General features: G+C 56.3%; 13 protein-coding genes. 3 read left to right on the forward strand and 10 right to left on the reverse strand.

What is annotated here, in order from left to right; all coding sequences use genetic code 11:
* Positions 1-84: 84 nt before the first annotated feature.
* The 10 genes from J4P41_RS07530 to pspA all read right to left on the reverse strand — a co-directional run bounded on the left by J4P41_RS07530 (position 85) and on the right by pspA (position 9,307).
* The gene (locus J4P41_RS07530) at positions 85-597 is read right to left on the reverse strand and encodes a hypothetical protein (RefSeq protein WP_426066645.1); all 513 of its coding nucleotides are present in this window, start codon (positions 595-597) and stop codon (positions 85-87) included.
* 23 nt (positions 598-620) lie between these two features.
* A complete protein-coding gene (locus J4P41_RS07535; RefSeq protein ID WP_426066646.1) occupies positions 621-2,261 on the reverse strand; it encodes a Hint domain-containing protein in 1,641 nt (546 codons plus the stop codon).
* A 152-nt stretch (positions 2,262-2,413) separates the two neighbouring features.
* Positions 2,414-3,823 (reverse strand): DNA repair protein RadA, encoded by a 1,410-nt coding sequence (radA, locus tag J4P41_RS07540; protein WP_426066647.1) that lies wholly within the window; start codon positions 3,821-3,823, stop codon positions 2,414-2,416.
* A gap of 79 nt (positions 3,824-3,902) precedes the next feature.
* Positions 3,903-4,106, reverse strand: coding sequence for a hypothetical protein (locus tag J4P41_RS07545; protein WP_426066648.1), 204 nt, complete (start codon positions 4,104-4,106; stop codon positions 3,903-3,905).
* The gene (locus J4P41_RS07550) at positions 4,103-4,891 is read right to left on the reverse strand and encodes an ABC transporter ATP-binding protein (protein WP_426066649.1); all 789 of its coding nucleotides are present in this window, start codon (positions 4,889-4,891) and stop codon (positions 4,103-4,105) included. The genes J4P41_RS07545 and J4P41_RS07550 overlap by 4 nt, the downstream gene beginning before the upstream one ends.
* Positions 4,888-5,673: an MlaE family ABC transporter permease gene (locus tag J4P41_RS07555; protein ID WP_415514940.1), complete on the reverse strand. Its 786-nt coding sequence runs from the start codon at positions 5,671-5,673 to the stop codon at positions 4,888-4,890. Before J4P41_RS07555 ends, J4P41_RS07550 begins: the two co-directional genes overlap by 4 nt.
* Positions 5,674-5,721: 48 nt before the next feature.
* Positions 5,722-7,113: a GIN domain-containing protein gene (locus J4P41_RS07560; protein ID WP_426066650.1), complete on the reverse strand. Its 1,392-nt coding sequence runs from the start codon at positions 7,111-7,113 to the stop codon at positions 5,722-5,724.
* A gap of 4 nt (positions 7,114-7,117) precedes the next feature.
* A complete protein-coding gene (locus tag J4P41_RS07565) occupies positions 7,118-8,350 on the reverse strand; it encodes a hypothetical protein (protein WP_426066651.1) in 1,233 nt (410 codons plus the stop codon).
* Positions 8,347-8,598: an envelope stress response membrane protein PspB gene (locus J4P41_RS07570; protein ID WP_023944220.1), complete on the reverse strand. Its 252-nt coding sequence runs from the start codon at positions 8,596-8,598 to the stop codon at positions 8,347-8,349. Before J4P41_RS07570 ends, J4P41_RS07565 begins: the two co-directional genes overlap by 4 nt.
* Before the next feature lie 25 nt (positions 8,599-8,623).
* Positions 8,624-9,307: a phage shock protein PspA gene (gene pspA, locus J4P41_RS07575; RefSeq protein ID WP_426066652.1), complete on the reverse strand. Its 684-nt coding sequence runs from the start codon at positions 9,305-9,307 to the stop codon at positions 8,624-8,626.
* Positions 9,308-9,419: 112 nt separating this feature from the next.
* On the opposite strand from pspA, the gene pspF reads away from it, so the two are divergent.
* The 3 genes from pspF (at position 9,420) to cysD (ending at position 12,274) form a co-directional block, all read left to right on the forward strand.
* Positions 9,420-10,472 carry a phage shock protein operon transcriptional activator gene (gene pspF, locus J4P41_RS07580; protein ID WP_426066653.1) on the forward strand — a complete coding sequence of 351 codons (1,053 nt, stop codon included), beginning with the start codon at positions 9,420-9,422 and terminating at the stop codon, positions 10,470-10,472.
* Between the two features lie 276 nt (positions 10,473-10,748).
* Positions 10,749-11,429, forward strand: coding sequence for a phosphoadenylyl-sulfate reductase (locus J4P41_RS07585; RefSeq protein ID WP_426066654.1), 681 nt, complete (start codon positions 10,749-10,751; stop codon positions 11,427-11,429).
* 50 nt (positions 11,430-11,479) lie between these two features.
* A complete protein-coding gene (gene cysD, locus J4P41_RS07590) occupies positions 11,480-12,274 on the forward strand; it encodes a sulfate adenylyltransferase subunit CysD (protein WP_023944213.1) in 795 nt (264 codons plus the stop codon).

Raw genomic sequence — 12,274 nt, forward strand, 5'->3', positions numbered from 1 at the left:
CGGCGATGGACCGTGATCTGCTCAAAACGCAGAGCGAAAGTCACCCCGGAAACCCTCAATCAAAGCGCCAAAAAACTAAAATCATCAGACAAGCGCATCAACAAACAGTTCTTCGATCCCTCCACCTGCTTCGCGCAGGTCTCGCCGAAAATGGTTCGCTGGGAAACGGGTCGTGGGTTCTCCGTCGATGACGGCTGTCAGCCAGACGGTCCGTTCCGGGTTGAGGTCATCACGTACCCAGCCGGCAATATGGAGCCGATCGGTCTTGTCGATGGATCCTGCAAGACTGCTGGGGAGAGGCTCAATATAGAACGGAGATCCTGTGATGGGTCGATCAAGAAGGCTGTCCAGGACTTCTATCAGGCACCCTTCATGAGGAAGGGCCTCAGGCCATACACATTCAAAAGCGCATTGACCTTGCCTTGGCATGTGAAGCAGGTCAGCCCGAAACGTTTTGGCGCCAATCTCATCAACAAGGTGACCGTCCATCAGAATGCGTAGGCGAACGGGATGGTCTTCTGCTGCCAGATCGACAACCCATCCTGCGACGCGTTCCCGGTCGCAGACATCAATGTAACCGACCAGAGGTTTCGGCACAGTTCCAGCTTATCCTTTGCTCTTCACGCGGCACTTTGGGAAAAATGGTGGTACGCAAAGTTTTTCAGGCGTTGATGAATGTGGGCCAGTTCTGGTCCATCTTCCAGCCGTGGGGCACAATATTGCGCCCGAAGAACGGGGGCATCCGGGTAGAGTTTGCTGTATTCCTGAGCGTTGTGAAACATCCCGCGTGAACCGTCATCCAGAAAACTTTCCGAAGGCGCACCTTCCGCCAGAAGAATATCGTGGGTTTCCAATTCAATATGAATATAACTGATCTGATCGGGTTTTTCGATCTGGATGATGGATAGCCCATTGACCAGATGCAGCGCGGGGATGAGGTAGCCGTCCACGAACATCGCATGCAGGGGGGAAATAGTCAGATCCCGACGCGGGAGATTGTTTCCCAGAGAGCCTTTTCGGAACAGAATTGGTAGGACATCTCTGTTTCCGTAAGCGAAGATTGGATCATATGCACGTTGTCCGATCCATCGAACCGGGCGAAGTTCTCCAGATGCTGTCTGGACCCGTATCCCGATCTGGAAGTTTTCAACAGGAATTTCTCCCTCTTCGGTCGCGATCAGCGTTCCCGGACAGTAGCAGGGGGTGCCAAACCCCATTTCGAATGCATTTCCTGAGGCTGCGCGGGTAAAGTATAGGGGAGATGAAAAGTCTCCTTGGACATCAATTTCCCTGATTGTGGCGCCTGAGGAAATAACCTCCAGCGTTGCAGTCCCTGCAGCATCATCGCTTTTGGAAACAATACTGGCACTGATAGTGTTACTGGTATTGTCTGTACCATCAAAAATAAAAATGGCGCCGCTTTGTACGGAAACCGGATCCACGATTGTGCTACCCGCATCGACTTCGAGAGTTCCGCCACTACTGACAGAGATTCCCGAGAGAGTACTGCCTTTTTCTGCGGCAAGCAGGCCACCACTTGAAATAACGACCTGGGTAGCTTCTCCTGCGACTTCCAGTAGCCCGTCAGAAAAGATGGTCACTCCCGTCGTACTACCAAAAACAATCTGTGCGCCTTTGATATGAACTGTTTTGGTGCCTGCATTCTGGTCAGTTGTGGAAGTTGCCAGAAAGAAATGCTCTGTGCTTCCACTCAATGTTGTGGCGCTCGCCACACCGCCAGAATTTACAATGGAAACTCCACCGCTCTGAACATGAATGCCACTGGCCATGCCTCCACTTTCCACAGTCTGAAGTGCTGGGACAGTTTCCAGTGAATATCTTCCACCCACTCCTGGTGTCATGGTTGTCGCATCTCCCGTCAGGGTCGTATCGAAGGCTTTGCCCCCGCTTTGTACGACCTGAGAGGCAGATGTTCTGTTGGAGTTAAGGAGATGGTAGTAGTTGTAGAATTCAGATTTGACTTCCGTGTTGGAAACCACACCCCCGGACTGAATGATTTGTGTTCCTGATTGGAAATAAGCGTTCCAGTCACTGGGGTCCGTCTGATATTTTCCTGTGACAATCGTATTGACGGCAGATCCTGCCACATACTGAGTAATACCTGAGGCTGTGATTCCCGAAACTGTTGTCCCAGAAGAAATTTCTGTTGGGTTCTTGGCCTCTGAAGAACTTTGAATTATCCCGCCTGAAAAGACTGTTATATTATTCGGGTTGGTAGAAATACTGGAAGATATCGACATGAGAATTCCTTGTTGTGTGAGAAGGAACAGTCGACAGGTCAGCTTCGGAATTGCTGCATGCCAGAAGATAAGTGTCTTCCGGATTGTTAAATCATAATTATCTTTGCTTGGTTCGGTAATAATTCGTTAAATTTAGAAATTATTACGTTTGCTTATTGGGAACTTTTCTTGTCTTCCGTCAGCATTTCTACAAGATCAGTCAGGTGACCGATCTCATGTAGTCGAAGGCCAGTAGGAGGCTTCGCGCGCGCAGAGGCGGTTGATACACGTCTTGGCAGGATGGCTTCCCCGAAGCCCAGCTTGGCGACTTCTTTCAGGCGCAGGTCGGCCTGACTGACCTGTCTGATTTCGCCTGAAAGGCCGACCTCTCCAAAGTAAGCGGCTGTTGAAGATGTGGGCTGTCCTGTCGCGGCGGAAATCAGCGCCGCAGCAACCGCCATATCCGCAGCAGGTTCGTTCACGCGTAGGCCACCTGCGATATTCAGATGAACATCCATATTGCCCAGTTTCAGACCACATCTCGCATCAAGAACGGCCAGAAGCATGTTCAGGCGGGATGTGTCCCATCCTACAACGGCGCGGCGGGGCGCGCCGTCACCGGCTTTCGGAGAAAGGAGCGCCTGGATTTCCAGCAGGACTGGGCGCGTTCCCTCCAGACCAGCAAAAACGGCAGATCCAGCAATATTGCCTCGCCGTTCTGCAAGGAACAGGGCGGAAGGATTGGGAACCTGCGTCAGGCCCGTGTCAGTCATGGCGAAGACACCGATTTCATCCGTGGCGCCAAAACGGTTCTTGGCGGCGCGCAGGATACGGAACTGATGGCCGCGATCACCCTCAAAGTACATGACCGCATCAACCATGTGTTCCAGAACGCGCGGGCCGGCCAGAGAGCCTTCCTTCGTAACATGTCCGATCAGGATCAGGGCAAAACCGAGTGTCTTTGCAAGCCGGATCAATTCGAAGGCGCTGGCCCGAACCTGCGCGACAGAACCTGGTGAGCTTTCCACGCTTTCCAGCCACATCGTCTGGATGGAATCGATGACAACCACTGTATGGGAGCGATCGTTTTCCAGAGATCCCACAATGTCTCCGACGTTGATGGAGGCTGCGAGGTCCAGTGAGTCCAGCGTTTTGCTGTCTTTGGCCAATTCTAACCGTTGCGCGCGAATGCGGATCTGATCCACGGATTCTTCGCCTGAGACATACAGAACCTTGTGGCCGCTTCGGGCCAGGGCGCAGGTTGTCTGGAGCATCAGGGTGGATTTGCCGATCCCCGGATCGCCGCCCACCAGCACGACGGACGCTGGCACAAGGCCGCCACCAAGAACACGGTCCAGCTCTGCAATGCTTGTCGTAATGCGCGGCGGCGGTTTGGCTTGCCCGTCGAGCCTGACTGTTTGTAGCCGGCCTGAACTCAGTTTTCCGGTTTTGCGTGCTGTTGGTTCAGCCGCTTCCTCAACCAGCGTATTCCATTCCCCACAGGCTTCGCATTTTCCCGCCCATTTGGAGTAAACTGCTCCGCAAGACTGGCAGACAAAACGTGCGGTAGGTTTCTTGGCCAAAGGGAATGTCTCGCTGGATGGGGGCGGGATGCTTTCCCGATATAGGGAGTGTTCCCGTTATGATCCAGTCAGAGAGGTGTTAATCGTCTGAACGGATGATGAGCCGTGCCATGATCCGGGCTGCCGTGACGATCAGGAGCAGCATCAGGGCTTGGATCAGCAGGTTCTGGGTCTTGGGAGGATGCATGAACAGGATGCAGAGCATCGGCAGTGCGATAAGATAGGTCAGACCCAAGCGCTGCCAGACTTTTTTGGAAATCGGGGGACGGCGGAACGTGTTCACTTGCGCAGTTCCATGGTGATTGGCCCTTCGCGGCGGCCGTGGGTGAACTGATCCACCATGGCATTGCCAGAGTGCATCAGGTCCGCTGCTAGCCCCTGCCAGACCAGCTTGCCGTGATAGAGCATGGCCGCCTTGTTTCCGATGCGCTGGGCGGAGGCCATGTCATGTGTGATGGCGATGGCTGTCGAGCCGAGCTTCTGTACGCAATCCACGATCAGGCCATCAATGACGGCCCCCATAATGGGATCAAGACCGGTCGTTGGTTCGTCAAAGAACAGAATATTCGGCTGGCCGGCGATGGCGCGCGCCAGCCCAACACGCTTTTGCATGCCCCCGGAAAGTTCGGACGGGCTGAGTTGGCCGACAGACGGATCGAGACCTACCTGCTGAAGGATGCCTCCTGCCAGTTCACGTGCCTTGGCGCGGGACGGGACTGGGCCATCACGATCGGAATGCTTGGCGCGCAAACCAAAGGCGATGTTGTCGGCCACGCTCATGCTGTCGAACAGGGCGGCATTCTGGAACAGCATGCCGATCTGTCGGCGAATGGCTTCCTGACGGCTGCGAGACGCAGTGAGAATATTCTCGCCATCAATCTCGATCGTGCCGGTATCCGGTTGGATCAGGCCAAGAATGCAGCGCAGAAGAACGGATTTTCCGGAACCTGAGCCACCAATGATGACCATCGAGGTGCCGGTTTCGACGTCGAGGTCGATTCCATCAAGCACGACCTTGGAGCCGAAAGCCTTCGAGAGGCCGCGGATGCGGATTTTGGGTGTGCTCATTGGGAGAAAAACAGATCTGTCAGGAGATAATCGAAGAGCAGAAGCAGGATGGAGGCTCCTACCACCGCAGCGGTCGTTGCAGAGCCGACGCCTTCTGCGCCTCCACGGCTGTTATAGCCATGATAGCAGCCCAGCAGGGCGATCAGGAAACCGAAGACGGCCGCTTTAACCAGTCCGACGACAACGTCGATGGTCTTCAGGGACTCCAGTGTAGCCGTGATGTATGTGGACGGTGAGAAGCCGAGTTTTGCCACCGAGACCGTAAAGCCACCCAGAACGCCCAGAACGTCTGCCACGATGACGAGGCAGGGCAGGGCGATTGTTCCGGCAAGCAAGCGCGGCGTCACCAGATATTTCATCGGGTTGGTCGAAAGCGTCGTGAGCGCGTCGATCTGATCCGTGACGCGCATGGTGCCGATCTGGGCGGACATGGCCGCACCGACGCGTCCGGCGACCATCAGGCCTGCCAGAACGGGACCAAGTTCGCGGGTGACGGCCAGCACCACAATTCCGGCAATTGCGCTCTGCACATGGTACTGCCCGAAGCCAACATAGGACTGAAGGGCAATGACCGCTCCTGAGAACAGGGCCGTCAGCGCGACGACCGGCAGGGAGAAAAATCCCGTTTCGATCAGCGTGGACAGGAAGATGCGCCAGTAGAACGGCGGTCGCACCAGATGCGACAGCGCCTCCAGCGCAAACATGGCAAGAGCGCCCGACTGGCGGACGAGGCCGAGGACGGCACGGCCAAGGGCCGCTATGGGATCAAGAACGGCATTCACCCTTCTGCCCCTACCCTGACCAACCGCCTACGTCAAAGTCTGTCTTGTTCAAGCCGACCGCTCCAGGTCCCGGAACTGCCGTTCCAGAGCGAAATCCGGAGACGTGACGAACTGTTCCATTCGCGCGAGCCTTGGTTCGAGGCGCGAGAGCCGGTCGTTCAGTCGGATCAGCGCCGGGCTGAGGGTTACAGTATCTGGAGTAGCAGGACCTGTCTGGCTGGCATGACGCTGCTTCTGTTCACGAGCGGTGTGAATGATCTCTTGATAGAGATCTACGGCTCGGCGGGTATAATGAACGTGGGGCGGCTCGACGGGTGTATGGGCTTCTTCGCCGCGCCGTTCCCGCATCCGTGCTTCCCAGTTGCGAACGAACGAGGCGTAACCTTCGACAGCATTGGTCCAGAGAGTTGCGAAAAACGACTGGCCGGTGCGTTCGCGATAGCGCCGCGCATGGCGCAGGATCAGCCCTATGATGGCCAGTGTAAGGATCAGTCGCAGGAGGCTGTGATGATGAGACAAGTGGGTGTTCAGAATGATCGGGGAGTGGCTGCGGTCCGTATTTTCCAGTCTGCTTCCGACGCTGGCCAGAACATCCCTGGCAATAGCGTTTCCATCTATCCTGTTCGGCGTCTCGACGCGTGCGCCGGGATCTGTCTGAACATTCAGGTTGCCACTACCGTAATGTGTTTGGGACACGGTTTCCGAGACATGATCGACCGTGACGTTTCCGCTTCCGTAAACGGCTACATGTGCAGTCTTTGCACGGACATGGGCTGAGATATCTGACGAACCCATATCGCGGATCGAGAGAGCGTCAACCCAGCCGCTTTTTATGAGCAAATCGCCGCTGGATGTGGCTGAGAGGTCGGTCTTGGGAGAGCTTAGCGATCCGATCGAAAGATCGCCATTAGAGAAATTCTGGATTTTGACAGTGCCGACGAGGGTATTGATCGAGACATTTCCCGATCCGGTCATCCGGAGTGAGACGTCACGGGCCTGTTCAATCTCAACGTCACCATTTGCTGTGAAGCCGCTAATGTTCCCCAGAATGCCTGTGGCTGTGATCTGCGTTTCATTGCCCCGAAAGCTTAGACTTGTTCCCTCTGGAACCTGGATGTCTGCACTGCCCTCCGTATTGCAGGACTGATCTTTGAGACTGAGTTCCAGAGTGTCCTGACCTGTGTTGGTCAGAACAGCGTTTCCGCTCAGGACGGACGGCGTAAGGCCCGCGCGGATATGAAGGTCTGTGAGGCAACTGGGTGCCAGATCGAGAGAGGGGCCGGACAGCGGGGCGCTTATGGTGAAGGGGGGCGTCGGTGGGTTGGGAGGTGTCGGCGGTTCAGGACGTGTTTGTGCCAGAGCAGAAGTTGCGAAGGACACGGTCAGAGCAAAAGCCGCGCCTCCCTGACTGAGGCGGAGCAGGAAAGGTGTTCTGGCCATCGTGTTAGCCTCCTTGTTTGCCTGCCTCATCTGAGGCTGGCTTCGAGGAGGGAGGCGTCGGGACAGACAAAGTCGGATCGACATGAGGCGCTTCGGGCGCACCAGAAGCTGTGGATGTGGAAGGAGTGGCCAGTTGTGGAGCAGAAAGTTCCTGCTGACTGACAACGGGAGGTTGGGCGGTTGGGGGGGCTACTTCAGGTGCGGGAGTCTGATTTTGAGAGGCAACAGCCTGTGAAGGCAGAACTGGTTCCTGTGCAGGTTGAGGCGGAGGTGTGACCGGACCGTTTGATGACGTAGAATTTTCCTGTGTCACGGGAGGGATGCTGGGCTGTGATGCACTGGTTTGAGGGACATCGGCCGGCGGGGGCGGCGCGACAGGTGCTGTCGGTGCGGGCTCGGGTATGGTTGCTGGTGGAGGTGTCGGCACTTCATGTGCAGGAGAGGTTGGTGCTGGTGCCGTCTCGGTTGGGCGATAGATCTCGCCGTTCTGCGCGCCGACACGAACAGATCCGCTGCCCGATCGTACGATCGGGCCAGACACACGCTCTATATTCACAGCGCCTGTGCCATTGGCTGTGACCGTGGCGACGGAGGCATTGCCCAGAACGGTGGCAGAGGCATTATCCGCAGTGACGATTGTCAGGGCCTCGATGTCGCCTTGGGAAATTGTGAACGAGGCCTGATTGGTCAATTGTGCCGAGAGAGCCGTTAACTGGGCAGAATCGGCTGTGAAGGTTGATGTGCCTGACGCAACGATCTGGGCTGCTCTTTCAAGAGAGCCGATATGGACGTTGGAAGAACCATGCATGCTCAGGTCCAGAGATTGGGTATTCTCAACGTCCATGGTGTTGGAATCGAGACTGGCGTCCAGTGATGCGAGCTTGCCCTTGATGACGAAGCTTGTGTCATGGCTGTCATGGATTGAGACGCCGGTATAGGGCGAGACGCTGATGGTCAGCTTGCCATTGGGCGCGCAGGCTTTGGTGGCGATGGAAATGCGGCTGTCCGCTTCTTCCTTGCCTGTTCGCATGGTGACCTGTGTGGCGCTGCTGCTGTCGAGAGTCGCGCCATCTTTCATTGTGGAGTCCACGACGATCCGCACCTGACCTGTGCATGGAATCGCCAGATCCAGGTCTTCGCCGGACATGGAAACGCGCGCGGCCTCGGCCGAAGGGACAGAAACTGTCCCTGCCAGCGTGGCCAGCAGCAGCATGCGCAGGGCGGTGCGGGACGTCATCGTGAACTCCTAGCGCGCCAGCCCGGGATATCCTCATCGAGGATGCGTTCGAGCTGGTCGATCCTTTCTTCCAGACGCGTAGCATGAGCTTCGGCCTGTGTCAGGGCAGCCTGAAGATGTGGGTCTGGTCTCCCTTGATTCACAGGTCCACTTGCGCGGGCGCGCAGCAGGCGTGGCCCGAGGATAAGCGCCGGGATGAACCCCAGGGTCAGGACGACGGCGACAAGGCCAACAAAGTCCTCATTCATAAGTCAGACTTTCTTCCTGCTCTCATCAGGCATCACGCTTCTTTTCTGAAATTCGGCGCTTCAACGCTTCAAACTCATCTTCTACCGCCGCATCTGTCTCAAGTGCCGCGAGTTCTTCGTGAAGAGAAGGGCGACCGGACCTGCGACCCAGATCGTAGGCCTCTGCCTTGCCTTCCAGCTCATCCAGCGCCCGTTCCACCTGCTCGAAACGGCCCAGCGTATCGTCAATGCGGGTATCATAGAGCTTTTCACGTGTCTTGAGGCGCCCTTCTGCCGTGCGCGCACGCATGGTCAGGGTTTTTTCGCGGGATTTCGCATCCGCCAGCTTGGCCTGAAGTTTGACAATATCGTCGTTCTGGTGTTCCAGCCCTTCCGTCACCTGTGCGATCTGGCGTTCCAGTCCTTCACGGGACTGTTCGACCGTATGACGGGCGGCAAGAGCGGCCTTGGCGAGATCGTCACGGTTCCGTTCGATGGCGAGAGCGGCCTTGCGATGCCATTCGTCTTCTTCATGCATCATGGTGCGCACGCGGCGTTCAAGCTGCTTGCGTTCCGCAATGGTGCGGACGGCCTGGCTGCGGACTTCAACCAGCGTGTCTTCCATCTCCTGGATCACGAGACGGATCATCTTCTGCGGGTCCTCGGCTGTGGCGAGAATCGCATTGAGATTGGAGTTCACGATATCGGCGAGCCGAGAAAAAATACCCATGACGCTTTCCTTCCTGAGAACTGGATTAGAGCACAATGACCTGTCTTGTCAGCGGGCTCGTTTTGGGGATGTTATGGTTGTGACAATCTGAAGTGGCGAACGAGGCTCAGAAATGGCGAGATCCACCCAAGCGGACGAAGTTCCGACACCCATCGGGCGGGCTCCGGCATTTCTGGCGATGCTGGACCAGATCTCCCGTCTTGCCCCGTTGAAGCGCCCCGTTCTGGTGATCGGGGAACGTGGGACAGGCAAGGAGCTGGTGGCCGCCCGACTTGCGCTCCTGTCGGATCGCTGGGACGCGCCATTGGTGAAGCTGAACTGTGCGGCGTTGCCGGAAGCCCTGCTGGACAGCGAACTGTTCGGGCATGAGGCTGGTGCGTTTACCGGTGCGCAGAAGCGGCGTCTCTCGCGGTTTGAACGTGCGGACGGCGGGACGCTGTTTCTGGACGAAATTGGTACAGCCTCGCTTGCCGTTCAGGAAAAACTGCTCCGCGTTATTGAGTACGGCAGTTTCGAGCGTGTTGGTGGCAATGAAACGATCCGGGTGGATGTGCGCCTGATCGGTGCCACGAATGCTGATTTGCCTGCCATGGCGCAGGAAGGGACGTTCCGGCCGGATCTTCTGGATCGACTGGCTTTCGATGTGGTCAATGTTCCGCCGCTGAGAGCACGGGAAGAGGACATTCCTCTTCTGGCTGAGCATTTTGCCACGAAGATGAGTGCCGAGTTGGGCCGCAAGCTTTTCGCTGGTTTTTCCGCGAAGGCGTTGCAATGTCTGATGGAGCACAACTGGCCGGGCAATGTGCGAGAGCTGCGGAATGTGGTGGAACGTAGTGTGTACCGAATGGAAAACCCCGAGCGACGGCTGGACGATATTATCCTTGATCCGTTCCTCATGCCCGATTGGGAAGCGTGTGCGGCTGTGGTGCCTCGGGTAACCCCGGGTGCTCCGTCGGAAAGCGCGCAGACGTTCCCGCTGGATTTCTCGGCGACGGTGAAAAATCATGAGCGGACCCTTCTGGAAGGCGCTCTGCGTGAGGCGCAGTTCAGCCAGAGGCAGGCTGCGGAGCTTCTGGGGCTGACCTACTACCAGTTTCGCCATTACCTGCGGCTGCACGGTCTTGCAGACAAGGAAGCGCGGAAGGCTTTGACCAGAAAGGAATAGACACGAGTTCATGTCTGATTTGAATGCATGAAGTGTGCCAAATTGGGATTGTCTTTATTTTTCTAGTTTTGGAGAGAAGGCAAAAGGCTAGTTTTGAAAAAAATAGCCATGAAGTGGCGAAAATAACCAAGTTGTTTTTGGATTAATAAGAAATCCTCAATTAAACCATTTAATATAGTTATACAAAATAAAATAGTTGAATTATCTTCGCGGCACGCCTATGTCTTCTGAGCGTCGTGATTCTGACAAATCTGATGATAGATATGGGTGCAGTGTATGCCTCTTTCGCAATCTGAACTTCGACATCTTCTGGAAACACCGGAGGGCCATGCGCTTGAAGAGGCACTGGTCAGTCTGAAAGGGCGGGTTGCGGTTATTTCTTCGTTTGGTGCGGAATCTGCGATCCTTCTGGATGAAGTTGCCCGGATTGATCCGTCTGTTCCGATTTTCTTTCTGGACACGCGACGTCACTTCCCAGAGACGCTGGCTTATCGTGATGAACTGACCGAGGCTCTTGGTCTGCTCGACGTAAGGACTATTTCTCCGGCTAAGACGGAACTGGAAAGTCGCGATCCACAAGACCAGCTTTCTGCTTTTGATCCTGATGCCTGTTGTGCGCTTCGCAAGGTCGAGCCTCTGGAGCTTGTGTTGCCGGAATTTGACGTGTGGCTGACAGGTCGCAAGCGTAGCCAGTCGTCAACGCGCGCAGCACTCCCGGTTGTGGACCCACAACCTGACGGAAGCGTGAAGCTCAATCCGCTGGCAGGTTGGGGACCGGAAAAAATTGAAGCCGAAATGTGCAGGCGGAATTTGCCAAGGCATCCATTGGTTTCACAAGGATACACTTCGATTGGCTGTGCACCTTGTACGCGGCCGGTGGGAGAAGGAGAAGACGGGCGGGCAGGTCGTTGGGCCGGTCTGGCCAAGACTGAATGCGGCATTCATCGGCCGGCATGAATATGGAGCGGACAATGACGCGGACACACACACTGGCGGAACCGCGCGTCATGGATGATCTTGACCAGCTCGAAGCTCAGAGCATTTTCATCCTGCGTGAAGCCTACCGGAAACTGAAACCCCTTTCGTTGCTGTGGTCTCTGGGAAAAGACAGCAACGTCATGGTCTGGCTGGCGCGCAAGGCGTTCATGGGGCGCGTGCCGTTCCCGGTCATGCATGTCGATACCGAGAAGAAATTCCCGGAAATGTATGCCTTCCGGGACGAGTACACCAAGAAGTGGGATCTGGATCTGCTTCTTGGATACTGCCCGCCGGTTGAAGAGATTGATCCGTCCCTGCCGCCTGCCGCACGATCTGCCGCCCGCAAGACGGCGGGTCTGGCAGCCATGATTGACAAGCACAAGCTGCGTGGCGTGATTGCCGGTATCCGCCGTGACGAGCAGGCCACGCGTGCGAAGGAACGTGTGTTCAGCCCACGTGGCGCCGGGCATCGCTGGGACGTGCGCAATCAGCCGCCCGAATTCTGGGATCAGTACGCAACGCCGTATGAAGATGGCATGCATATCCGTGTGCATCCGCTGCTGGCCTGGCGTGAGATTGACATCTGGCGGTACATTGAGCGCGAGGGTATTCCCCTTGTGGATCTGTATTTCGCCAAGGACGGCAAGCGGTATCGCTCGCTGGGCGACCAGGACATCACCAGCCCGATTGAGAGCAATGCGGCCACAGTGGCCGAGGTGATTGCCGAGCTGGAAAGCAGCAAGACGTCCGAGCGTGCCGGGCGTGCCATGGATCATGAGTCGGAAGATGCGTTCGAGCGTCTCCGTGTGGCGGGGTATCTGTAA

Source organism: Gluconobacter sp. NFX36, from assembly GCF_049887835.1.
Lineage (GTDB): Bacteria > Pseudomonadota > Alphaproteobacteria > Acetobacterales > Acetobacteraceae > Gluconobacter > Gluconobacter japonicus_A.

Bases quoted from the DNA above. Each gene is read 5' to 3' on its own strand.
- pspA (WP_426066652.1), bottom strand. From the start codon at position 9,307: ATGGGTATTTTTTCTCGGCTCGCCGATATCGTGAACTCCAATCTCAAT.
- J4P41_RS07585 (WP_426066654.1), top strand. From the start codon at position 10,749: ATGCCTCTTTCGCAATCTGAACTTCGACATCTTCTGGAAACACCGGAG.
- cysD (WP_023944213.1), top strand. From the start codon at position 11,480: ATGGATGATCTTGACCAGCTCGAAGCTCAGAGCATTTTCATCCTGCGT.
- J4P41_RS07535 (WP_426066646.1), bottom strand. From the start codon at position 2,261: ATGTCGATATCTTCCAGTATTTCTACCAACCCGAATAATATAACAGTC.
- pspF (WP_426066653.1), top strand. From the start codon at position 9,420: ATGGCGAGATCCACCCAAGCGGACGAAGTTCCGACACCCATCGGGCGG.
- J4P41_RS07560 (WP_426066650.1), bottom strand. From the start codon at position 7,113: ATGGCCAGAACACCTTTCCTGCTCCGCCTCAGTCAGGGAGGCGCGGCT.
- J4P41_RS07565 (WP_426066651.1), bottom strand. From the start codon at position 8,350: ATGACGTCCCGCACCGCCCTGCGCATGCTGCTGCTGGCCACGCTGGCA.
- J4P41_RS07570 (WP_023944220.1), bottom strand. From the start codon at position 8,598: ATGAATGAGGACTTTGTTGGCCTTGTCGCCGTCGTCCTGACCCTGGGG.
- J4P41_RS07550 (WP_426066649.1), bottom strand. From the start codon at position 4,891: ATGAGCACACCCAAAATCCGCATCCGCGGCCTCTCGAAGGCTTTCGGC.